The organism is Acidobacteriota bacterium, assembly GCA_020349885.1.
GTDB lineage: Bacteria > Acidobacteriota.
Genome location: CP070701.1, coordinates 1,339,734 through 1,363,077, shown reverse-complemented (window position 1 = coordinate 1,363,077; position 23,344 = coordinate 1,339,734). Strand labels below are relative to the sequence as shown.

Here is a 23,344-nt window from a genome sequence, read left to right as displayed (position 1 = left end):
ACCTTGAGCTGCTGATTCGCGGCTACACGATCAACGGCGCCTACCAGCTCCGAATGGAAGATGAGATCGGCTCGATCGAGACCGGCAAGCTGGCGGATCTCGTCGTGCTCGACGAGAACCTCTTTGAGATGGACCCCTACGACATCTATACGATCGAGCCCGCGGCGGTGATGATGGAGGGCGAGCTCCTGCACGGCGCCCTGCCCTGAGTAAGGAGTAAGGAGTAGGGAGTACGGAGTGACGGGAACGGTCAACATGATGACCGATTACCGATTACCGATGACCAATTCAATCGGTTATCGGTCATTGGTCATCGGTCATTATTATTGCTGAGCATCTCCTCGTAGAGGCGCTCGAACGAGTCGAGCATGCGCTCGAGCGAGTAATACTCCTCCACGCGGCGGCGCGACGCCTCGCCCATGCTCCGCCGCCGGGGCTCGTTCTCCAAAAGCAGGCTGAGGGCATGGGCCAGGGCCTCGGCGTTCCCGCGCTCGACGAGAAGGCCCGTCTCGCCGTCCGCGACGGCCTCGGCCACGCCGCCCACCTCGTAGCCCGCGACGGGACAGCCCGCGGCCATGGCCTCGAGCACGACGAACGGCAGCGTCTCCTCCACGAGGGAGGTGAAGACGAGCACGTCCGCCGCTTTGTAGAAGCGCTCCGTGTCCCTGCGGTAGCCCGCCCACACGATGTTCGCGGCCACACCCGCCCGCGCGGCCGACCGCCGCATCGCGTGCAGCTTTCGCTCGCGGCGCGGCTCGCCCAGAACCACGCCGCGGAAACCGGCAATTCCCTTCTTACGTCTCAATATTCCCAGTGACTGCACGAAGTGCTCGAGCCCCTTGTGCGGCTCCCAGTGGCCGACCCAGAGAAGGAATCTTCCCTCCGCCGGCAGCCCGAGCTTCCGCCGCAGCTCCAGGGCGTCTTCCGGCGTGCGGCGCGGCGGAACCGCGACGCCGATCGGAACAACCTGAAGGCGCGTCTCGGGGATGCGAACCAGGGCGCGCATAGCGGCGTACGAGACGCAGACGGTTTTCTGCGGCAGGCGGTCAAGCAGCGCCTCAAAGAGGTGCCGCCGCCAGCCCGGAGCCAGCGTTTCGTGAGCGTGCCACAGGACGGGAAGCTTCAAGCTTCGCGCGGCCAGGACCGGCCATACGCTGACGAGCGTGTTGGCATGCACGAGGCGGACGTTTTCCTCCCTGAAAACGCGCCGCAGGCGAAACCAGGCGCGCACCCCCGTCAGAAAGCGCGCGATGTGAAAAAGCTCGCGCGCGCGCAGAAAGCCCCGCGAGCCGACCAGCCACAGGCAGGGGTACGGCGCGACGCGCACGCGGCAGCCCTGCCGACGCGCCTCCTCGGCAAGAAGACCTTCCCGCGGCACGACGACGAGAACGTCGCGGCCCCGCCCCCGGAGGCCGGCGGCGAGGAAAAGGAGCCCCTGCTCTGCGCCCGTGAGCCGACCCGGGGCCGCAAGGTGCGAAACCAGAGCGATGCGCTTCATTTCAGCCCCAGGATGGAGCGAAGGAACGCGACGAGCTCGGGGGCGAGCACATCCAGATTGTAGCGCTCCATGACGGTGCGCCGCGCGCCCCGGGTGATTTGCTCCCGCAGGGAAGCGTCCTCCACCACGGCGGAAATTCTTTCGACCCACTCGTCGGCGTCCGCCGCGAACAGGCCGTTCTCCCCCTCGTGGATGAGGTTCAGGTTCTCGCCCACGGGAGAAGCCACGGTGGGAATGCCGCAGGCCATGTATTGCACCGCCTTGAACGCGCACTTCCCGCGCGCCCACGGGCCGTCCGTGAGGGGAAGAAGCCCCACGTCGATGCCCGCGAAGTGCTCGACCTCCTGGCTGAGCCTCCATCGCACGTTCTTAATGCGGACGTCGTTGAGATGAAAATTGCGGTCGCACACGACGCGCAGCTCCATGTTCGGGTAGCGCTCGTAGAGTTTCTGCCAGGCCGGCGCGAAGGCCCGAAGGTAAGGCAGGTTATCGAAGGAGCCGACCCAGCCCACCACGGGGCCTTCCTCCAGGGTTCTTCGCGAATGCTTGGCCGGCATCCACCGCCGGACGTCCAGGCCCGTGGGAAGAACGAGCGTGCGGCTCGCGAAAGAGCGTGCTTTCTTTTCCAGGTAGGCGTTCCCGCACACGACGCCGTCCATCAGGCGCACCGTGGCCTCGAAATTTTTCCGGTAGCGGCGGCGCGTCCGGGGCGACGGAGCTTTCGGCCTGGGGGGCGGCAGGAAGAGGGCGTCGTCGAAATCGAACACCAGCCGCCGCGCGTTGCGGCGCAGCGCCCCGGGAAACGGCCACGGGTAGCACTTGCGCTGCACCAGGGCGACGTCCCAGCGCTTCACCTCCCTCACGTCCCGCAGGAGGTCGCCCACGCGCGAGGCGAGGCGGCCGCCGAGCTCCGACCGGTGGGGCTCGAAAACTTCGACCTCGAACCCCTCGCGCTCCAGATAGGGAAGATAGGCAAACACGCGGTGGCGGACGCTCGCCACGCGCTCGCCGCCGACGGTGAAGATGGCCAGCCGGGGTCGTCTCATGGCACGGGTGCGGTCATGGCTCCTGAAGCAACGCCCTCTTCAGCTTCCGAACCGCTTGGTAGCTCCATGAAGGGAAATAGGTGAAGGCCCAATGGGCGTAATTTCTAAGACACAGCGGCTGGCAGCGCATGGACCGCACGAGCAATGCGCGCGCCTCGCGGGCCCGGCCTGCGTCCAGGTATTTTATCGCCTCGACGCGGGCAATAAGCGCCTCGCGGCGGCGGGGGGAGCGGGCGTACCGGCGGACGGAGGCCAGCCGCCGGCCCAGCAGGGCCCGGCACCGGGGACGGTCGGAAAACAGCCGAATGTGTTTTTCAAAAAGATTGATCTCATGCTCGAAAAATTCGGCCGTCTTGCTGTAATTGTCCGCGTACTGGGAATGGTTCACGAGCGCGAGCGGGCTGTAGATCGCCCGGTAGCCGGCGTGCAGCATTCGGCCCCAGAGGTCGCCGTCGGCCACGCCGACCATGCCCGGCGAATCGTCAAATCCCCCCAGAGCTTCAATCACCGCGCGCTTCACGATCACCGTGGAGCACAGGGCGAAATTGTTCCGGCACATCTCTTCCAAGGAAGTCGTGCCGCGAAATCCGCTCATCTCAAAAAACCGCAAGACCTCGGGCTCGGTGACCACGTAGGCGTCGCAAAAAATGAGCGCGGCTTCCGGATGTTCCGCGGCAAGCTGCATCTGCACCTCTATTTTGTTCGGCAGCCACTCGTCGTCGTCGTCCAGGAAGGCCAGGTACTCTCCCCGCGCCGCCCGGGCGCCCGCGTTCCGGGAGACGGCGGTTCCCCGCCCCTCCTTCAAGCGCACGATGCGCAGCCGCGAGTCGCCGATTCTTTTCTCCAGTTCATCGACATGCGTCGCCTTCGCTCCATCGGCCACCACGATGGCTTCCAGGCGCGGATAGCTCTGGGCCAGAATGCTTCGAACCGCCCTGGTGAGCGTGTCGAGTCGTTCGGGGTTGCGCGTCGGCGTGACGGTGCTAATCAGAGGATAATCGCTCACGGCCATAAGGCTTTCTTTACGCGGCGAACCGCGGCGTAGACGGAATGGGGGAAGAAGGTGAAAAGCCAGTAGACATAGCTCTTGAGGTGAAGGGGGCAAAGGCGTATCGCGCGCTTCGAGCTCTCCCGCGCATCCCGATGCCGTCCGGCAAGCAAACGCGTATAGGCCTCCTCGTGATAGCCGAGGGCAAGCAGGCTGCGTTTCAGGTGGGAGGGAACGTCAAGCTCCATGGTATCGCACTGCGACGAGAGCTCGTCCATGGCTTCCATAAACCTTTCCCGCTCCGTGCGAGGCAACGGTTCTCCCTTGCGCACGATACCGATAACCGTATGAGGGAAATTGGGCGCCCCCTGCGCCAGGATCAAGGGCTCGCCGATTTTTTCAAGAAGTCTTCGAAAGCATTCGGGAGTAAAGCGCCAATAGTCGTGCGGGTGGTTGTGAATGGGATGACACATCAAAGAAACGTGCAGCGCGTAGCCGCCGCGCATCAACACCCGGTTGGTTTCCTCCATGAAGCGGAAAACGTCGAACACATGCTCAAGGGTGTCGCAAGAGACAACGGCGCCCACCGAGCCGTCCTCAAAACTCAGCCCCTTCTCTATGTCCTCCAGTTGATCAACGCCCGCCCCTTCCCGCATGTCACAGCCGATGTACCTCTGATTCGGAAAGTAGCCCCTGAGATCGGCGTAGCCCTCCTGTCCCGCGACCTGAAAGGACCCTACTTCAACCACGGGCTCTGGAAAGCGGAAAGACCGGGAGGCAATCCGCACAATCTCCTTTATATTATCTCTCATCGGGGAGCTCCCGTTCTCTCGGAGAAAAGCTTAACATTTGACCGTTGGCCATGAAACCGGCCCGCCCGCCGCGACGACCACCCCGACGCGGAAACGACGACGCTGACGAGGGGAGAGCTCACGGCCGCAGGGCTCTCTTCAGGCGCCGCGCCGCCGCGTAGACGGAGGGCGGCAGAAAGGTGAAGAGGAAATAAGCGTAATTCTTGAGGCGGAACGGTCGGATCCTCATGGCCTGTCGGAGGCGGCCGCGCGCTTCCTCCATCCGTCCCGCAACCAAGTGCATATGGGCTTCCTCATGCGGGATATCGAGAACGCGACGGCGAAGCGCTTTCACCTTCCTTCGCACCTCCTCCCGGTTGTCCCCGGAAACGTCCAAGAAGGCGATATGCCGATCAACCACCCTGAGCCACGATTCCATCCGGTTGTGGCGGGTGTGCTTCGAGCGGGCGTCGTGTTCGACCCATACGCAGTCGGCGTTCGGGATATAGGCGATCGGATAACGCCTCGCGATCCTAAGTCGAAAGTCGAGATCCTGGGCGCAAAAAATCGATTCGTCGAACCCCCCCACCTCCTCAACGACGGACCGACGAAGGGTCATCGTCATGATGGGAAGCTGAAAGCCGTTCGTTTCAAGAAGCTGCGGCTCAAACACATTGCCCTCGGGGCGGTAACTTCGAACCGAGAACGTCGGCGGTTGGAGCTGTCCGTCTTTATACATCCAATGGTCCGAATAGACCCACACCAAATCGGGCCGCCCGTCAAGCATGGCCACGTGGGAGGACAAACGCCCCGGCAGGAAATAGTCGTCCGAGTCGAGAAAGACAAGATAGTCCCCCCGGCTGGCACGGATTCCGGTATTCCGGGCCGCCGATTCCCCGCGATTGCTCTCATGCCGGACCCATACCACCCCCTGCGCCCGCGCCCAGGGCGCGATTTCCTTTTCCGTCTCGTCCGTCGAGGCGTCGTCCACCACCACGACCTCTTTGCCGGGGTAGTCCTGGCTCAGGACGCTCTCTACGGCGCGGCGCAAGAAGCGTACGCGGTTGTAAGTGGGAATGATCACGCTGACAAGAGAAGGGTTCACGGCCACAGGGCCCTTTTCAGGCGCCGCACCGCCGCGTACGCGGAGGGCGGAAGATATGTGAAAAGAAGATAGGCGTAATTTTTAAGGTACAGCGGATAATGACGTATTGCGCGCTTAAGGCATACGCGCGCCTCCTTGTACTGAGCCGAGAGCATACAGAAGTAAGCCTCAAGATGCATCCGATAGCCGCGTTGGCTTTCGAATTGCATCATCTGTTCTCTGAAAATGGCCGCACAGCGAGGATTATCCGAAAAAAGACGGAGTTGTTTCCGAAGCAAGGCTCCCTGGGCTTCCAGAAAGCGAATCGTGTTGCTATAGTTGTCCTCATGCCGGTAGTGAATCGCAAGAGGAAGAGGATTAAACACAGCGGAATGAAAACGCATGACTCGCAGCCAAAGGTCCCAATCGTCAAAGCCCCATATCTCCAGTGAGGGATCGAACCCGCCAACGTTCATAAACACGTCCCGCTTGAGCAGAACGGTCAGGCAGGGAATGAAATTTCTTTCGCAAAGCTCCTCCAGGGTGGGAGGCCCCTGAAACTTGATGGAAGGAAGAAGCGCAATTTTTTCCCCATCCTTGACCATATAGGCGTCGCTGAAAATGAGCGCCGCCTCAGGGTGCTCGGCGGCGAGCTCCATCTGAACCTCCAATTTATTCGGCAGCCACTCGTCGTCGTCGTCCAGGAAAGCGAGATATTTCCCTTTTGCCGCCTGTGCGCCCGTATTGCGGGCGGCTCCCGGCCCGCCTTGCCGGCTGCGTCGAACGACGCGCAGCCGTGGATCGCGCACCCGTTCCTCAAGAGTGTCCGCGTGCGTTGCTTGCGGCCCATCCGCTACCACGAGTACTTCGAGATGGGGATAGCTCTGGTTGAGCACACTCTCTGCCGCCCGGCCAAGGGCGCTGAGACGCTCCGGAAGCAAGGTGGGAATTATGGCGCTTACCAGCGCAAGGGGAGAAGGCTGCGTTGGCCTCATAATTTAATTCTACCGATTTCTATGAAAAAGTCACCTGTGAAGCATCCGATAAAGTTATGTCCCGACGCCGGCGGGAGCCAACGACGTCTCATTCGGTTTTTTCGCTTCGTCCAAAAAGCCGCCTCTTCAGGTTGCGCAGGGCCCGGTAGCCGCCCGCGGGCAAACAGGTAAACACCCAATAGAGGTAGTTTTTCAAGTAGAAGGGCCTGAGACGCATGGAGCGGCAAAGAAATCGGCGTGCTTCCGCACGCCGTCCCGAAAGCAAGAAGCAGTAGGCTCCCTCGTGAAATTCGCCGGAATAATTCCTCGTCGGCGAAAAACGAAGGGAAGCGGCGCGCCCGAAGCATGCGGAGGCTTTCTCGATTCGGCCGTCGCGGAGATGCTTGTTCCCTTCTCCGCACGTCATCCGGAAGAGATAATCCTTTAAAAGCGCCGTGCATTCGGGCCGGTCGGAGAAAAGGCGCATGCGTTTTTTTAATAGGTTTTGCAAGTGTTGGAAAAATTCCGCGCTCTCGCTGTAGCCGTTACTGCGATAGTTATAACGGACGAGGGGAAGAGGGCTGTACGCCGCAGGGTGGCCGCGGTAAAGGATTCGACCCCACAGGTCCGCGTCGTCCGCGCCGAGCAGCTCCTCCGAACCGTCCAGCCCGCCGACTTCCTCGAATATCGCCCGCTTGACCAGGGCGGTCGCGCAAAGCACGAAGTCTCTTCGACAGAGGGCTTCGAGCGTCGGCGAGCCGGAAAATTCCGCGCCCTCGAAAAACGTGGTAGTGCCCGTTTCCTTTATGACGTAGGCGTCGCTAAACAGAAAAGCCGCGTCGGGACGTTCCCGGGCAATCGCCATTTGAACCTCCAGCTTTTGCGGCAGCCATTCGTCGTCGTCGTCCAGGAAAGCGAGATACTCCCCCTGCGCCGCACCCGCTCCCGCGTTCCGTGCCGCTCCCGGGCCTCCCCGCCTGTCCCGGCGGGCGACGCGCACCCGGCCGCCGGGGAATTTTTCCGAAAGCTTCTCCACGTGCGTCGCCCCCGGCCCGTCCGCCACGACGATCGCCTCGACGCGGGGATAGCTCTGGTCCAAAACGCTGCGGATGGCTTTGCAAAGAGATTCGAAGCGCTCCGGAAGAAGCGTGGGGATAATGGTGCTTACCAGGGGCTTCAAGGCTTCTTCTCCTTGCGCCGCGCGAGACACCTTTTCAAGGTGCGCGCAGCCTGGTACGCCGGCAGGGGAAGGTAGCTGAACGCCCAGTAGAGGTAGTTCTTTAGGTATGCGGGCCTATGCCACATCGAAAACGCCAGGAACCGCCGTGCTTCCCGGGCCTTTCCCTCGCGCAACAGCTTGTACGCCTCGCCATGGAACAAGGCCGCGTAGGACGCCATAAGTTCCGGACGCAGGGCTACGTACTGTTTTCGGCATTCTTTCGCAGCGGCCGCCTGCCCCAGGGAAAGATAAAAGCGCGCGGCGTACAATAAAGGCCTTGCCGCGTGTTTCCGAACCAAAGCCGCGCAGTCGGGGCGTCCCCTGCACAAGCGCTCCAGCTTGGCGGAAAAATTAACACCGCTTTTTAGAAAAGGCAGCGTCTGGCTGTAGCTTTCCTTGTGTTCGTAATGAACGGCCAGCGGCCGAGCGCTATACACCGCTCGGTGGGAGGCAAGGAGGAGTCGCGCCCAGAGGTCGTAATCGTCCAGCCCCACGATGTCGGGAGAAGCGTCGAAGCCTCTCGCCTCCTCAAAAGCGGATGTTTTAACCGCCGCAACCGAGCAAGAGGCCACAAAATTTCGCCGGCAGATTTCTTCGAACGTGGCGGGGCCATGAAAATCCATCATTTTGAAAAACGTCTTTTTCGCATAACCCGTCACCCAGTACGCGTCCGTAAAGATAAGCGCAGCATCGGGATTCGCCTTGGCGAGCGCCATCTGGACCTCCAGCTTTTCCGGAAGCCATTCGTCGTCATCGTCCAAGAAAGCCAAATACTCTCCTTGCGCCGTCTCCGCGCCGGCGTTGCGCGCCGCGGCGGGCCCTTGTGCCTTGTCCAGGTGCACAACGCGCAGCCTGGAATCGCGCATCTCTTTCTCCAGGGCATCGACGTGCGTTGCCCGCGGGCCGTCGGCAACGAGTATGATTTCCAGGTGTGAATACGTCTGCGCGCGCACGCTTTTCACCGCCCGACGAAGGGCTTCCATGCGCGAGGGGTTATGTGTCGGCAGAAGGACGCTTACAAGAAGATTCATGGCCAGGACAGGAGCCCCTGTTACCGGAGACATGTTTTTTCAGGCGACGGGCCGTTTGATAAACACCGGCGGGAAGCCACGAAAACACCCAATAGAAATAGTTCTTCCAATAAAACGGATTAAGCCGCATGGAAAACCACAGGTTCAGGCGGGCTTCGCGGCGTTGTCCCGAAAGCAACCATGTGTAGGCATCCCCATGAAACCTTCGCGCATAGTAATCCATATTTGGAAACGGTCGAATGGAAGCGGAGCGTCGGAAGCATGCCGAGGTTTCTTCGACTCGGCCGGCGCGAAGATGCTCTCTCATTTCTACGTACGTCACTTTGAAAAGGTAGCCCTTTAGAAGCGTCACGCACCCGGGGCGGTCGGAAAAAAGGCGCATGCGCCTTTTTAACAGATTCGCCAAATGCTGGAGAAACTCTATGCTGCTGCTGTAACTGTCCTTGTTATGGTTGTGAACAGCGAGCGGAAGAGGGCTGTACGCCGCCGAGTATGAGCGGTGAAGAATTCGACCCCACAGGTCGGCGTCGTCCGTTCCAAGTATCTCCTCCGACGTATCCAGCCCCCCGACTTCGTCAAATACCGTTCGCTTTACCATCGCTGTTACGCAAAGCACAAAGTCATTCCGGCAAAGTGCTTCCAGGGTTGGCGAACCACGAAATTTGGTCATCCGCAAGTACGTGTCGACTTCGGTTTCTTGTATGAAATAAGCGTCGCTAAATACGAAGGCTGCGTCGGGATTCTCTTGAGCAATCGCCACCTGAACCTCCAATTTTTGCGGCAGCCATTCGTCGTCATCGTCCAAAAAGGCCAAAAACTCTCCTTGCGCTACCTTCGCGCCGGCGTTGCGTGCCGCCGCAGGTCCTTGTGCCTTGCTCAGGCGCACCACGCGCAGACGGGAATCGCATATTTCTTCCTCCAGGACATCGACATGCGTTGCCCGGGGGCCGTCGGCTACAACGATGGCTTCTAGGCAAGGATAGGTTTGATTCAAGACGCTCTGAATCGCCCGGCGCAACTGAGAGAGCCGCTCGGGATCACAGGTAGGCGTGAGAACGCTCACAAGGGGATTCATAAATCAGGGGTCAGCTCCGACATCGTCGGGACCATGAGCCGGAAATCCCGCCCCACGCGGCGGGGCTGATGGAAAACCCGGCTATCAGAAAAGCGAATCATGGCGCTTGCAAGCAATGCGTTTTCTTCTTTGTGACATTCATTTTGCCGTCCGCGCTGCTATGCCGGTATTGGATACCTTGTTTAGATAGTTCTGGATGACGTCGGACGGCGCCCCGATCATTTTCGCACACCCCTGGGCAAGCCACAGGATTTCGTCACAGAGTTGTTCCACCCACGGGAGATGGTGGGACACAAAAACGACCGTTCCTCCCTTACGGCAAAACTCCCTTATAAAGGCGATGCACTTCTTCTGAAACGCCGTGTCGCCCACCGCGATCACTTCGTCGACCAGCATGATGTCGGGGCTCGTATGGGCCGCCACGGCAAACCCGAGGCGCACCATCATCCCGGAGGAATACTTTTTTACTGGCGTGTCAATGAACGCTTCGACGCCGGAGAAGTCCACGATGGAGTCAAACCGCGAGTCGACCTCGCGGCGACGGAGGCCGTGAAGCGTGCCGTTCAAATACACGTTTTCCCTTCCCGTGAGCTCGAGGTCGAAGCCGGCGCTTACCTCGATGAGGCAGCCGATGCGTCCCTGCACCGACACCGTTCCCCGGTCCGGCTCCGTGATCCCCGCCAGAAGCTTGAGGGCCGTGCTCTTGCCGGCGCCGTTGGCTCCTATGATTCCAAAAATCTTCCCCTTTTGCACGGAAAAGCTCACGTCCTCCAGCGCCCAGAAAACCTCTTTTCTTCTCCCTCCCACCCAGAAGGCAAGACGGTGGTGCAGGCGCGAAACCGCAAAGCGCTCGTAGCGCTTCCACACGCCGGAAAACCGTATGACCTCCTGACTAGATGACGTCGGCAAAGCGCTTCTCCCAGCGGCCGAAGAAGAACGCCCCTACGGCGAAAATTCCCACGCCGGCGACCGCGCTGAAGGCCACGGGCTTCGCTGCGAAGGGCATTCCGAGAAACATCCAGCGGTACAGCTCCGTGATGCCAGCCTGGGGATTGATGAAATAAATCGGCCTGAAAACGGCGGGGATCTGGCTTGCCGGATAAATGATGGGCGTCGCAAGCAAAAGGATTTGCAAAAAGAAGGGAAGGGCGTATTGAACGTCGCGGTAATACACGTTGGCTCCCGCCATGAGCAGCGTCAGGCCCAGCAGGAACAGCGTCTGAATCGCAAAGACGGCGGGAAAGGCGAAAATCGCCCGCGTCCAGGCGACGCCGAAGTACCACTTCAGGGCGAACAGGCCCAGCATGGCGAGCCCCATGTCGAAGGCGGCCGTGAAGACCGAAGCCGTGGGTATGGCCGCCCGCGGGAAATTGATTTTCTTTACGAGAGCGCCCAGTACGACAATTCGGGGTACGCCACCCTGCAAGGCGCGGGAGAAGTACGTCCACGGCACGAGGGCCGTGTAGGTGAACAGCGCGTAGGGAATTTCCGTGCCTCCCCCCATTTGCCCGTACCATCGGGAAAATAAAAAGACCAGAACAAGGGTCAGCATGATCGGCTGGAACAGCACCCAGACGACGCCGGCCATCGTCTGCCGATACTTGCGCTTGATATCGAGCACGATGAGAAAGTAGAGGAAATCGCGGTAGCGGAGGATTTCTCGCAGATGCGAAACCATGTCGGTTCTAGTATAGCACAGGGCTCTCCGCTCGCTTCGCGCGGCATGGCAAATCCTTGCGGGTATGCTATACTTCTTCTCCTAGGTCGGGGCGTGGCTCAGTCTGGTAGAGCACCTGGTTCGGGACCAGGGGGTCGCTGGTTCAAATCCAGTCGCCCCGACCATCCGAAAGGAAAGTTTCTTTTTGGTCCGCCACCGGCTTCTTTGTTTCTTCGGCAACGCATGCCCCGTCTCACGCCCGCCCCGCCTAGAAACACCCTGCCGGCAGCTTGGTCGTATGCGCGTCCCGGTCTTGACCGCACGCGCTAACAGGAGTAGAGAAACGTTCATGAAAGAATCGGGGAAGACGGGAACGGGCGCCGCCGGCGTCGCCCTGCTCTGCGCTATGGCGGCCGCGTGCGCGTTCGCGGGGGAACCGGCGGGGAGCGCGAACCCGCCGCCCGCGCGGGCCTCGGGGCCGTCGTTCATCAAAAACGGCGTGCTCGACATCGACGCCGCAGTGAAGCACTTCGAGGACATGTACCGCTCCGATAGCAGCATCTCCACCGCGGAGCTCATCGTGGTCAAGCCGCGCCGGACGAGGACGATGAAGATGAACATATGGACGAAGGGCGAGGAGAAGGCGCTCGTCGTCATCGTCGACCCCGCACGCGAGAAGGGAACCGCCACGCTGAAGGTGGACAAGAACCTCTGGAACTACCTCCCCCGGATCAAGCGCACGATCCGGATCCCGCCGTCCATGATGCTCGGCTCCTGGATGGGAAGCGACTTCACCAACGACGACCTGGTCAAGGAATCCTCTTACAGGGAGGATTACACCTACAGCGTCGCCGGACGGTCCGAGGAGCCGAAGGGGTGGCGCGTCAGGTTCGACGCCAAGCCGGACACGGTGGGCCTCTGGAAGAGATTCGAGGTGGTGCTCACGGAGGACGGAACCCTCCCGCTGGAAGGCCGGTACTACGACCGGAAGGACAGGCTCTCGAGAATCATCCTCTGGAGCGACGTGAAGGTGTTCGACGGCAGGCGCGTCCCGGCCAGGCTGACGCTCACGCCGCAGGACTCCGACAAGGAGGGGCACAGGACCGAAATGATCTATCACGACATCGAGTTCGACGTGGACGTGCCCGAGCGCACGTTCAGCCTGTCGGAGCTGGAGAGGGCCAGATGAGCTCGAGCACGATCCGCGTCGCGTGGCGGAACCTGGGACGAAACCGCAGGCGAACACTCCTCGCCCTCGCGGCCATCGTGCTGGGCCAGCTGACGCTGGTGTTCGTCAACTGCATGATGGCCGGCCTGTACGACGACATGTTCAGGACCGTGACGGGCCCCCTCGTCGGCCACGTCCAGATCCACCACGGCGACTGGCGCGAGGAGCGGGCGACGGACCTCTACGTCGACGATCTTACGAAGGTCACGGGCGAGATCCGGGCCCTGCCCGGCGTCACGAGCGTCTCCCCCCGCATCTACTCCGCCGTGCTTTCCGTCTCCGGCGAGAAGACCGACGAGCCGGCCATGGCCGAGCCCGCGATGATAGTCGGCGTCGACGTTTCCGTGGAGGCGCGCAAGGGCGGTTTTCTCGAGGATCTCGGCGAGGAGGAGCTGCCGGGGGGCGGGGGCGTGGTTCTGGGAAAAGTCCTGGCGAACAGGCTGCAGCTTAAGCCGGGCCAGTCCATCGCCGTCATCGGCCAGGACGCCGACGGCTTTCCGGCGAGCGACCTGTTCACCGTAAGGGCGATCGTTTCCGGCAAGGTGGACGTGGTGAAGACGATGGGCGTCGTGATGTCCGTCGGGGACGCCGGCGAGTTCCTGGCGATGCCGGACCAGGCCCACGAGATAGTCGTGCAGGGCGGCGACGCCGACGAGGCGGAAGACCTCTCGGAGCGCATCGCGGCGCTCCCGTCGCTTGCGGGCGTCGAGGTGCTCCCGTGGAAAGAGGCCGCGCCGCTGCTCGCGCAGATGCTGGGGATGAAGGACGTGTTCGACCTCATCTTCATCGCCATCGTGTTCGTCGCCGCCGCCGCCGGCATCGCCAACACCGCCACGATGTCCACGTTCGAGAGGACCCGCGAGTTCGGCATGCTCCTCGCGGTCGGCGCAAGGCCCGGCCGGATAATCAACATGGTGCTCGTCGAATCCGTCGCGCTGGGACTGGTGGGAGTCGCCGTCGGCTCCGTGCTCGGGACCGCGGCGGTGCTCATCACGTCGCACACCGGGATCGACTACGCGATGCTCGCGACGAACACCGTCGAGGATTTTTCCTTCAAGGGGCTTAGCTTCTCCTACATGATCTATCCCAAGTTCGAGCTCCGGCACGTCATCTTCGGAATCGTCGCCGTCACCGTGACGTCGGTGATAGCGTCGGTGTGGCCGGCGGCGCTCGCAGCGCGGCTCGAGCCGGTGGAGGCGATGCGGTCATGACGGGAAGGATTTCTCCCAGATACGCCCTGCGGAGCCTTCGCCGCTACCCCAGGAGGGCCGTCCTCTCGATGCTGGGCGCGGGCGTGGGATGCGCCATAGCGCTCTTTTCCGCCTCCTGGATACGGGGAGGCGCCGAGATGCAGATACGCGCCGCCTCCGAGAGCGGCGCCGGACACATCCGCGTCGTCCCGGAGGGCTGGACCGAGACGCGCGACAACGCGCTGAGATTGTACGGCTGGAAGGAGGCGCTCGAGACGGTGAACGCGTTCCCCGGCGTAAGGACGGCCGCGCCCCGCGCCAGGGCGAAGGGCCTTCTGGCCTTCGGGAACCGCTCGGCCGGCGTCGAGATAGTCGGCGTGCAGCCGGACGTGGAGGCCCGGTCGAACCGCGTCGTCCATAAGAGCAGCCTCGAGGGCAGGTACCTCGAACCCGGAGATTCCGGAAAGGTCGTCATCGGCGCACAGCTGGCCCGCAGGCTGCGCGTGGACGTGGACGACGACCTCTACGTCACCCTCGTCGGGGGGGACGAGATGAAGAGCGCCATGCTTAATATTGTAGGCACCCTCGACACCGGCTCGGAGGACCTGGACACCACCATCTGCCACGTGACGCTCGACGACCTCATTAATATTACCGGCTACGACGGCGCGGGCGAGATAGCGATAATGCTCGAGCACTACAAATTGATCGAACCGTCGCGCGAGGCGCTCGCGGCGAAGCTCGGCGGCGGCCGGGACGTCATAACCTGGAAGGAGGTCACGCCCGAGATCGCCGCAAACGTCGAGGGGGACACCGCGTTCACCACCATCCTCGTCGGGATAATCGTCCTCGTCGTCTCGCTCGGGATCGCCGCCGCCCAGATAACCGCGGTCCTCGAGCGCAGGCACGAGTTCGCCGTCCTCTCCGCCCTCGGCATGAAGGGGCGGCAGCTGGTCGGGCTCATAATGCTCGAGGCGGTGGCGGTCGGCCTCGGGGGGGCGGTCGTCGCCCTCGCTCTCGGCGGCTTCTCCGCCTACCGGCTCGCCACCGGGGGGATAGACCTCGCCAAGCACATGGGGGGAGAGCTGGCTTTCGGGTCCGTCCTGCTCGACCCGGTCATCTACGGTGACTTCGGGCCCTGGATAGTATGGTACGCGCTGGGCATCTCCCTGGCGTCGACCGTCGCCGCGTCGATATACCCGGCGTGGTACGCGACGAGGACAGACCCGGCGACGGCTCTAAGGAAGGTGTAGCATGAGCAACCAGTCCAACGACGGCGCGCTCGTCTCGGCCCGCGATGTAACGAAGGTCTACAAGCTGGGCACGGTGGACGTCAGGGCCCTCCGGGGCGTGACGCTCGACGTGAACCCGGGGGATTTCCTGGCGATCGTGGGGCCCTCGGGAAGCGGAAAGACCACCCTCTTGAATCTCATCGGCGCACTCGACTCGGTGACGAGCGGCGAGCTCACGGTCCTCGGGCGCGACATGGCGACGCTCGACCGGAGAAGGCGGGCGGACCTGCGGCTGCGCTCGCTCGGCTTCGTCTTCCAGGCGTACAACCTCGTCCCGGTGCTCACCGCGCGCGAGAACGTCGAGTTCGTGCTCGAGCTCCAGGGGGTGGGAACTGAGCGCGCCGAGAGGGCGAAAAAAATCCTCGACCAGCTCGGCCTCGCGGAGCTCGCCGACCGCAGGCCCTCGGAGCTCTCCGGCGGCCAGCAGCAGCGCGTGGCGGTCGCCCGCGCGGTCGCCTCCTCGCCGAAGCTCGTCCTCGCCGACGAGCCCACGGCGAACCTGGACGGGGAGAACGCCGAGATTCTCCTCCACATGATGCGTGACCTGAACGAGACGCGCGGCATCACGTTCGTCTTCTCGACGCACGACCCACGCGTCGTCGCCCACGCGAGGCGCGTCGTGACGCTCGTCGACGGGCGGGTGGCGAAGGACGAAAAGAAGAGTTCGCCCCCTGGGGCCACGGGCGGGAAGTAATGACGCGAGGGAGGCGCCGCCGCGGCGCGATGCGCGCCGTCCCGCTGCTCGTGCCGCTCGTTCTCGAAATTTCTTCCGTCTCCTTCGGCATCGAGCTCTGGTCAAATGAGGAAACCAGGAATAGCCTTTCCCTGGACGCGAGCCTCAAGTGCACGGGGCTCGCGTCCCGCGCGCCGGACGACCCGATTTTTTCTCCGGAACGCGAAAGCAGGATTGGTCTTCTCCGGTTCCGGCTGGGACTCGGCGCGCGGTTCGCCGAGTCGGCGAACATCATGTTCGCTTACGAGCAGCGCCTCCGCGTCTCCTCGAGATACGCGGGCGCGGGCATGGGAGCGGGAGTGCTTCCCGCGGAGGCGAAGGTCCCGTTCCGCTCCAGGCAGCTCGACTGGCAGATAGACGCGTCGTCGGACGACACGTACACGTACCGGCACGAGATCGACCGGGCGTTCCTCGCGCTCCATCCCTCCTGGGGAGAGTTTTCTATCGGAAGGCAGGCCATAGGCCTCGGCAGGGGGGTGCTCTTCAGCGCGGTCGACGTTTTTTCCCCGTTCTCCCCGCTCGAGGTGGACCGCGAGTGGCGCCGGGGCGTCGACGCGGTCCGCCTGGAGTACCGGGCCTCCGGCACCGCGTCCGCCGAGATAATCGGCGCCTTCGGCGAGCACTGGGACGAATCGGCCCTGCTCGGCCGCGTCAGGGGTATTTTCGGCAACGTGGACGGCGAGCTTCTCTTCGGCAAGAGGGCCAGGGACCGGATGTACGCCGGCACGCTCTCGGCGGCGGTGGGTGACGCCGAGGCGCACCTCGAGCTCGCCGTGTTCGACGTGCCCGAGCGGCACCCGGACGGGGGGCCCTTCTGCGACGACCGCCTCGTGGGAAAGACGGTGCTCGGAGGGTCGTACACGTTCGGCGTGGGCGACGGCCTGACGCTCCTCGCCGAGTACCACTACTCAGGGTTCGGCTCCGAGGACGTCGAGGACGCCTCCGCGAGGCTCGTCATGGACCCGGTATTTATGAAACGCTACCTGAGGGGCGATTTCCAGATATTTTCTCAGCACGCCGCCGCCCTCCGGGCATCCTACATGGTGAGCAGCACCTGGACGGCGTCGCTCCTGGTCATCGGGAGCCCCGAGGACGGCTCGGGCGTCGCTTCGCCCTCGCTCACGTGGGACGTCGCGGAAAACGTATCGTTCGTCGCGAGCGCCTTCGTCCCGTGGGGAGCGGAGCCCTCCGGCGGGCGGATCGAAAGCGAATACGGCGGCGCGCCGCTGAGCCTATTTCTGCAGATCAGCGTCTATTTTTGAGGGGGTCTGATTTTTCCTCCCCCAACCTTCTCCACGTCATTCCTTCGCTCCGGCCTGTTTGAGCATTTCCACAATCCCGGCGTGGCCCCCGGCCGCCGCATACATCAGAGCAGTGGAGCCGTTCTTGTCCTTCACGTTCACGTCCGCGCCCGCTTCAATCAGGGTCTTCACAGTCCCGGCTTGGCCCGAACCTGCCGCTCTCATCAGGGCGGTCCAACCGTATTCTTTTTCCTTCGTGTTCACGTCCGCACCAGCCTCAATCAGGACCTTTACCGTCTCAGTGTGGCCCTCAGATGCTGCCAACATCAAGGCGGTCGTGTCATATTCGTCTTTTGCGCTCACGTCCGCGCCCGCCTCAATCAGGGCCTTCACAAGCTCCGTGTAGCCATCCTCCGCCGCATACATCAGGGCGGTCGAGCCATATTCATCTTTTGCGTTCACGTCCGCGCCCGCGTCAATCAGGGTTTTCGCCGTCTCGGTATGGCCTCCTGCTGTCGCGAGCCACAGGGCGGTCCAGCCGTCTACGTTCTCCGCGTTCACGTCCGCGCCCGCATCAATCAGGGCCTTTACCGTTTCGGTGTAGCCCGCGATTGCCGCACCCATCAGGGCGGTCTGGCCGTTTCTGTTACTCGCACGAACATCCGCGCCTGCTTCAATCAAGGTCTCCACCATTTCGGTGGGGCCTGACTCTGCCGCTTCCATCAAGGCGGTCCGGCCTTTTTTGTCCTTCGCGTTCACGTCCGCGCCCGCATCAATCAGGACTTTCACCATTTCGGTGGGGCCTGACTCTACCGCTTCCATCATGGCGGTCCGGCCTTTTTTGTCCTTCGCGTTCACGTCTGCGCCTTTTTCAAGCAATCGCTCCACTTCGGCGGTATCACCGGCCTTTGCAGCTTTGAGTAGTTTTGAATTGATATCCCCGAAGGCCGTCTGCGCGAAAAGCAGCGGGAGCAAAAAGAAGACTGTATTAATAAGAAGAGGTTTCGTCTTCATCATTTTTTGTGCTCCTTATTTTGTCGATGGCAATAATTAATGACCGATGGCCAATGACCGATTACCGATTGAATTGGTCATCGATAACTCGCCTTTGCGAAGCGCTTCGGCGGAGCGAGGTCGGTAATCGATCATCATGTTTACTCCTTCGCCCCGGCCTGTATGAGAATTTCCACAATCTCGGCGTGGCCCCTCGTTGCCGCATGCATCAGGGCAGTCATGCCGTCCTTGTCCTTCGCGTTCACTTCCGCACCCGCTTCAATCAGAGCTTTCACCGCTTCGGTGCGGCCATTCAATTCGTCGGTGTAGCCCCTGCTTGCCGCCCACATCAGGACGGTCGAGCCGTCTTCGCTTTTCACGTTCACGTCCGCACCCGCTTCAATCAGAGCTTTCACCGTTTCGGGGCGGCCGTTCAATGCCGCCCATATCAGGGCGGTTGCACCGACTTTGTCTTTCGCGTTCACGTCCGCACCCGCATCAATCAAGGCCTTCACGGTCCCCGCTTGGCCCGAACCCGCCGCAGCCATCAGGGCGGTTGTGCCCGTTTTGTCCCCCGCGTTCACGTCCGCACCCGCTTCAATCAGAGCTTTCACCGTTTCGGTGCGGCCATCCCATACCGCCCATATCAGGACGGTCTCGCCGTCTTTGTCCTTCGCGTTCACGTCCGCACCCGCGTCAATCAAGGCCCTCACAATCTCGGTTTGGCCCCCCGCTACCGCATACATCAGAGCGGTCTCGCCGTATCCGGCCTCCGCGTTCACGTCCGCATCCGCGTCAATCAGAACCTTCACCGTATCGGTGTGACTCTCCCATGCCGCGCCCATCAAGGCAGTCGCGTCATCTTTGTCCCTTGCGTTCACGTCCGCGCCTTTTCCAAGCAATTTTTCCACTTTGACGGTATTACCCGCCTTTGCCGCTTTGAGTAGTTTTGAATCGATGCCCGCGTAGGCCGCCTGCGCGAAAAGCAGCGGGAGCAGAAAAAGAAGTGCTCTATGGAAAGATTTCATCTTCGTTGTTTTTTACACTCCTTATTTTGTCGATGGCAATAATTAATGACCGATGGCCAATGACCGATTGAATTGGTCATTGGTAATCGATAATCGGTCATCATGTTTACTCCTCCGCCCCGGCCTTTCTTAGAATCTCCACAATCCCGGTGTGATCCTCCTTTGCCGCGATCATCAAGGCGGTCAAGCCGGTGAAGGTTCCTTTTACGTTCACGTCCGCGCCCTTACCAATCAAAATCTCTACAATCCCAGTGTAGCCCTCCCCCGCCGCAAACATCAGGGCGGTCCAGCCGCCTTTCATCTTCGCATTCACGTCCGCGCCCGCGTCAATCAAGGCATTCACCATTTCGGTGTGGCCCTTCCTTGCTGCCCACATCAGGGCGGTCCCGCCGTATTCGTCCTTCGCGTTCACATCCGCTCCCTGCTCAAGCAATTGCTCCACTTCGGCGGTATTTCCAGCCTGTGCCGCTTCGAGCAGGTCTGGATTGCTTTTCCCGCAGGCTACTTGCGCAAAAAGCAGCGGGAACAAGAGCAGGAGAGCAAGTGTTCGCAAAGGAAGAAAAACCCGGTCGTGGAAGTCGTTCCTTCCTATAGAATGGGCCTCGGGAAAATCCTTGGTGACGTTGAAGGCCATGCGGGAATTCTAAGGCGGCGCGCAGGGGCGTTGCAAGCGGATGGCAGTTAGCCGTCGGCAGTTCGCAGTTAGCGACTGGAAAATTTTAAATTCCGCTCGCCAACGGCCCTTCAGGCGGGGGCAGATTCTTCGCGGGGAGCCCGTTGCGGGAAATTCTCAGAATGACACGGCGGGAAGGGCGCGCGGGCTACATCGGCCCCTCGGCGCCGCACGCCGCGTTGTACGGCGTCACCTCGTAGTAACACGTGGTGCACGAGGCGCTGTCCTGGTCCGTCCACTGGATGTTCGCCGTTCCCCCGTCCATGTCCGTGACGTTCGAGCCCTCCAGATCCCACGGCCCGGCGGGGCTCGTCATGGAGCGGTAGACGTTGTAGCCAGTGACCTCGGATGGCTGGTTCGGGTCCTGGAAGTGCAGCACGGTGTTCGAGTTCGCGTCCACCGTCACCATGTAGATGTACACCTCCTCGTCGGGCGTGGGACATGGGGTGAAGCCGTAGATGAGCGTGTAGAACTGCGTCGTGCTCCACTGCGTCCCATCGTGGCCCCGGACCAGGACGTAATAGGTGCCGCCCGCCGTCGCGGTGTAGGAAATCATTTCCGTCGCGTCGCCCGCCAGGATGGAGTAATCCACCAGGGTCTCCGAGGAATCGTAGAGGAAGAGATCGTAGTCCAGTCCGACGGGAGGATGCATGTCCACGTCGAGCGTCCCGCCGGAGGCCAGCGTGATGGAGTAGTAGTCGTAGTCCGCCGCCACGCAGATTCGGGCGTCGTAGAGCAGTCCCTCGCCGATCGGGAACGCCGTCGCGAAGGACTCGTTCGGCTCGTAGCCGGGGTCGTCCGGGACGCCGCAGCCGCAGACACCCGGATACATCTTGGTGTAGAATATCTCGGTGTCGCTTCCGTCCGATCCGTACCAAACCACCTGCCCGTTGTGAATCCGGGGGTAGAAGTCGTCGAGGGCGTTGTCCGTGAACTGGGTCGTCGTGAAGCCGTCCCAGAAGAATATCTCCCAGTCGCTTCCGTCCGATCCTTCCCAAACCACCTGCCCGTTGTGAATCCAGGGGTAAACGTCTGCGAAGGAGTTGTTCGTGAGCTGGGTCGTCGTGAAGCCGTCGTAGAGGAAGATCTCGTTGTCGCTTCCGTCGTCTGCGCGCCAAACCACCTGCCCGTTGTGAATCCGGGGGTCGAAGTCGTGGAGGGCGTTGTTCGAGATATTGATCGTCGTGACGCCGTCGTAGAGGAAGATCTCGTAGTCGCTTCCGTCCCATCCGCTCCAAACCACCTGCCCGTTGTGAATCCGGGAGTAGAGGTCGTCGGAGGCATTGTCCGTGAGCTGAGTTGTCGAGACGCCGTCCCAGAAGAAGATCTCCCAGTCGCTTCCGTCCCATCCTTGCCAAACCACCTGCCCGTTGTGAATCTGGGGGTCGAAGTCTTCGAGGGCGTTGTCCGTGAGCTGAGTTGTCGAGACGCCGTCCCAGAATAAGATCTCGTAGTTGCTTCCGTACCATCCGCGCCAAACCACCTGCCCGTTGTGAATCCGGGGGTCGAAGTCTTCGAGGGCGTTGTTCGAGATATTGATCGTCGTGACGCCGTCGTAGAGGAAGATCTCGTTGTCGCTTCCGTCCCATCCTTGCCAAACCACCTGCCCGTTGTGAAGCCGGGGGTTGAAGTCGCCGGAAGCGTTGTCCGTGAACTGGGTCGTCGTGAAGCCGTCCCAGAAGAAGATCTCGTTGTCGCTTCCGTCCCATCCTTGCCAAACCACCTGCCCGTTGTGAATCCGGGGGTCGGTGTCGTTGAAAGCGTTGTCCGTGAGCTGGGTCGTCGTGCACTGGGCGAAAGCCGCGCCCGGCGCTAGGAGCACGAGGAGCGCCGCGGCGCCGAGGGCGAGCTTTCCGAGCCCCGTCCCGGGGCGCTTCGCCCGTCGGCGGGTTCTCATTGGCGAAAAAAAGGCGGTCGATGCGGATGCCTGGCTCGTCGTGCTCATAGCTCTATGTTCCTTTCTTCCCGTCCGCGCCTTCCGCGCGGCGGGGAATTCCCACTCCCACCTCCTTCTCAATAGTTCGCGAATTTTATGGAGCGTAGCATGGGCCGAGGGGGGGAATCAAGAATGTGCAACCCCGAAGCGTCCCCGGTTTTTCGGAACCCCCTTTCGTAAAAGGGAAAAAACCAAAGCGGCAAGTCCGGCAGATCCGGCAAATTAGGCAGATTAGGCAATTCCGGCAAGTCCGGCAAATTCCTTGACGAATCGCCGGGGAGGCACGACATTGCAGGGGATGGGCAATGCAGTGGTCAGTCGTCAGGGATCAGGGGCCAGGAGCCGGTCATTCGGTCATGGGGGAGAGCAAGTGTTTCTGAAAAAAGGGCGATTCTACGAAACGAAGCCACTAAGTGGCGTGAATAAAGGGTTTTTAAATTGGCCATAGGAACGAAGCCACTATGTCTTATGAATAAAGGATTTTTTCGAGTTCGTTTCCAAAAACGAACCCTGAAATCCGAGGCGGCAGGCTTGCCAAGGCGAAGTTCGAAACGAATGTTCGCGTCATCGAATGGCTGCCCGGCTTCGCCCACGGGCTTCGCCACGGCAGTCTTCGTTCTCGCTTCGTTTCGAACGAAGACTGGACGCGGCCCTACTTGCCGGGCTTGCCGGGTTTGGTGATCTTGAGTCCCAGCTCGCGGAGCTGCGCGGGGGAGATCTCCGCCGGCGTGCCGCTCATCAGGCACGCGGCGTTTCCGGTCTTCGGGAACGCTATGACGTTCCGGATGTTCTCCTCGTCGAGGCACGTCATCACGATGCGGTCGAGGCCCAGGGCGATGCCCCCGTGCGGCGGGGCGCCGTAGCGCAGGGCGTCGAGCAGGAAGGAGAATTTCTCCTGCGCCTCGGCCTCGGTGAAGCCGAGCGCCCGGAACGCGCGCATCTGGACGTCGAAGCGGTGGTTTCGGATGCTCCCGCCGCCCATCTCGATGCCGTTCCACACCAGGTCGTAGGCCTGCGCCATCACCTTCTCGGGGTTCGATTCGAGAAATTCGATGTCCTCCTCCCTCGGCGCCGTGAAGGGATGGTGCTGGGAGACGTAGCGCTTGGCCTCCGGGTCGTAGGCGAAGGCGGGGAAGTCCGTGATCCACGCGAAGCGCTCGGTCTTGGGGGGCACGAGGCTCTCGTCCCGGGCGATCTGGAGGCGCAGCCTGCCGAGCGCCTCGCACGCGACGCTGAACGGTGCAACCAGGAACAAAAAGACGTCTTCGACTTGGGCGTTCACTTTCCTAATGAGATTTGCGAGCGCCGCTTTGCTCAAGTGCTTTGTTGCGGGGCCTTTAGAAATATCCTCAAGGGTATCGGGAAGGCTGCCGTCAGGCTTTGGCTTTAATTCCGGAATTATTTTGAGCACCTTGAGCCAGAGCATGCCCGTCGCGCCGTACTGCTGAACGAGCGCCTGGTACGAGTCGATGCGCGCCCGCGAGAGGTTCTTCGCGTACCTCTTTTCGACGAGAATGCCGCGCGCCACGTGTTTCTCTTGCTCGATGGCCTCGCGAAGCGGCGGCGTCTCGGTCGTGCGCATCTCGTCCGTCACGTCGGCGATCTCGAGGCCGAAGCGCATGTCGGGCGCGTCGTTTCCGAAGCGGTCCATCGCCTCGCGCCAGGTG

General features: G+C 61.7%; 23 protein-coding genes and 1 tRNA gene. 7 read left to right on the top strand and 17 right to left on the bottom strand.

Features of this window, described 5'->3' with window-relative positions; all coding sequences use genetic code 11:
• Positions 1-209 (top strand): amidohydrolase family protein (locus tag JSV08_05950; GenBank protein UCF80064.1); only part of this gene is annotated, 209 nt, incomplete at its 5' end.
• A 101-nt stretch (positions 210-310) separates the two neighbouring features.
• Here JSV08_05950 and JSV08_05945 read toward each other — a convergent pair.
• The 11 genes from JSV08_05945 to JSV08_05895 form a co-directional block, all read right to left on the bottom strand.
• Positions 311-1,498, bottom strand: coding sequence for a glycosyltransferase family 4 protein (locus JSV08_05945; GenBank protein UCF80063.1), 1,188 nt, complete (start codon positions 1,496-1,498; stop codon positions 311-313).
• Positions 1,495-2,544: a glycosyltransferase family 4 protein gene (locus tag JSV08_05940; GenBank protein UCF80062.1), complete on the bottom strand. Its 1,050-nt coding sequence runs from the start codon at positions 2,542-2,544 to the stop codon at positions 1,495-1,497. Before JSV08_05940 ends, JSV08_05945 begins: the two co-directional genes overlap by 4 nt.
• 13 nt (positions 2,545-2,557) lie before the next feature.
• Entirely contained in the window at positions 2,558-3,550 is a 993-nt protein-coding gene (locus JSV08_05935; GenBank protein ID UCF80061.1) for a glycosyltransferase family 2 protein, read from the bottom strand.
• Positions 3,547-4,344: a methyltransferase domain-containing protein gene (locus JSV08_05930; protein UCF80060.1), complete on the bottom strand. Its 798-nt coding sequence runs from the start codon at positions 4,342-4,344 to the stop codon at positions 3,547-3,549. The genes JSV08_05935 and JSV08_05930 overlap by 4 nt, the downstream gene beginning before the upstream one ends.
• Positions 4,345-4,462: 118 nt before the next feature.
• Positions 4,463-5,428 carry a glycosyltransferase gene (locus JSV08_05925; protein UCF80059.1) on the bottom strand — a complete coding sequence of 322 codons (966 nt, stop codon included), beginning with the start codon at positions 5,426-5,428 and terminating at the stop codon, positions 4,463-4,465.
• Positions 5,425-6,402 (bottom strand): glycosyltransferase family 2 protein, encoded by a 978-nt coding sequence (locus JSV08_05920; protein ID UCF80058.1) that lies wholly within the window; start codon positions 6,400-6,402, stop codon positions 5,425-5,427. The genes JSV08_05925 and JSV08_05920 overlap by 4 nt, the downstream gene beginning before the upstream one ends.
• A gap of 88 nt (positions 6,403-6,490) precedes the next feature.
• Complete coding sequence (locus JSV08_05915) at positions 6,491-7,561, bottom strand: glycosyltransferase (protein ID UCF80057.1); 1,071 nt, start codon at positions 7,559-7,561, stop codon at positions 6,491-6,493.
• Entirely contained in the window at positions 7,558-8,583 is a 1,026-nt protein-coding gene (locus JSV08_05910) for a glycosyltransferase family 2 protein (GenBank protein ID UCF80056.1), read from the bottom strand. The genes JSV08_05915 and JSV08_05910 overlap by 4 nt, the downstream gene beginning before the upstream one ends.
• A 10-nt stretch (positions 8,584-8,593) precedes the next feature.
• Complete coding sequence (locus JSV08_05905; protein ID UCF80055.1) at positions 8,594-9,694, bottom strand: glycosyltransferase; 1,101 nt, start codon at positions 9,692-9,694, stop codon at positions 8,594-8,596.
• A gap of 150 nt (positions 9,695-9,844) precedes the next feature.
• Positions 9,845-10,615, bottom strand: a complete 771-nt coding sequence (locus JSV08_05900) for an ABC transporter ATP-binding protein (GenBank protein ID UCF80054.1) — start codon at positions 10,613-10,615, stop codon at positions 9,845-9,847.
• Positions 10,599-11,384, bottom strand: a complete 786-nt coding sequence (locus JSV08_05895) for an ABC transporter permease (GenBank protein ID UCF80053.1) — start codon at positions 11,382-11,384, stop codon at positions 10,599-10,601. The genes JSV08_05900 and JSV08_05895 overlap by 17 nt, the downstream gene beginning before the upstream one ends.
• A gap of 87 nt (positions 11,385-11,471) precedes the next feature.
• Here JSV08_05895 and JSV08_05890 point away from each other — a divergent pair.
• The 6 genes from JSV08_05890 to JSV08_05865 all read left to right on the top strand — a co-directional run bounded on the left by JSV08_05890 (position 11,472) and on the right by JSV08_05865 (position 17,068).
• Positions 11,472-11,548: transfer RNA gene (locus JSV08_05890), tRNA-Pro, on the top strand.
• 164 nt (positions 11,549-11,712) lie between these two features.
• Complete coding sequence (locus JSV08_05885) at positions 11,713-12,552, top strand: outer membrane lipoprotein-sorting protein (protein ID UCF80052.1); 840 nt, start codon at positions 11,713-11,715, stop codon at positions 12,550-12,552.
• Positions 12,549-13,802, top strand: a complete 1,254-nt coding sequence (locus tag JSV08_05880; protein UCF80051.1) for an ABC transporter permease — start codon at positions 12,549-12,551, stop codon at positions 13,800-13,802. Before JSV08_05885 ends, JSV08_05880 begins: the two co-directional genes overlap by 4 nt.
• Positions 13,799-15,034, top strand: coding sequence for an ABC transporter permease (locus JSV08_05875; protein UCF80050.1), 1,236 nt, complete (start codon positions 13,799-13,801; stop codon positions 15,032-15,034). The genes JSV08_05880 and JSV08_05875 overlap by 4 nt, the downstream gene beginning before the upstream one ends.
• Before the next feature lies 1 nt (position 15,035).
• Complete coding sequence (locus JSV08_05870; GenBank protein UCF80049.1) at positions 15,036-15,767, top strand: ABC transporter ATP-binding protein; 732 nt, start codon at positions 15,036-15,038, stop codon at positions 15,765-15,767.
• Positions 15,767-17,068, top strand: coding sequence for a hypothetical protein (locus tag JSV08_05865; GenBank protein ID UCF80048.1), 1,302 nt, complete (start codon positions 15,767-15,769; stop codon positions 17,066-17,068). The genes JSV08_05870 and JSV08_05865 overlap by 1 nt, the downstream gene beginning before the upstream one ends.
• Before the next feature lie 36 nt (positions 17,069-17,104).
• On the opposite strand, the gene JSV08_05860 is transcribed toward JSV08_05865, so the two are convergent.
• The 6 genes from JSV08_05860 to JSV08_05835 all read right to left on the bottom strand — a co-directional run.
• A complete protein-coding gene (locus tag JSV08_05860) occupies positions 17,105-18,064 on the bottom strand; it encodes an ankyrin repeat domain-containing protein (GenBank protein ID UCF80047.1) in 960 nt (319 codons plus the stop codon).
• A gap of 137 nt (positions 18,065-18,201) precedes the next feature.
• The gene (locus JSV08_05855; protein ID UCF80046.1) at positions 18,202-19,068 is read right to left on the bottom strand and encodes an ankyrin repeat domain-containing protein; all 867 of its coding nucleotides are present in this window, start codon (positions 19,066-19,068) and stop codon (positions 18,202-18,204) included.
• A 106-nt stretch (positions 19,069-19,174) separates the two neighbouring features.
• Positions 19,175-19,702, bottom strand: coding sequence for an ankyrin repeat domain-containing protein (locus tag JSV08_05850; GenBank protein UCF80045.1), 528 nt, complete (start codon positions 19,700-19,702; stop codon positions 19,175-19,177).
• 187 nt (positions 19,703-19,889) lie between these two features.
• Entirely contained in the window at positions 19,890-21,686 is a 1,797-nt protein-coding gene (locus JSV08_05845; protein ID UCF80044.1) for a pre-peptidase C-terminal domain-containing protein, read from the bottom strand.
• A 305-nt stretch (positions 21,687-21,991) separates the two neighbouring features.
• Entirely contained in the window at positions 21,992-22,282 is a 291-nt protein-coding gene (locus tag JSV08_05840; GenBank protein UCF80043.1) for a hypothetical protein, read from the bottom strand.
• 47 nt (positions 22,283-22,329) lie between these two features.
• On the bottom strand, positions 22,330-23,344 hold a 1,015-nt coding region (locus JSV08_05835; GenBank protein UCF80042.1), incomplete at its 5' end, for a hypothetical protein.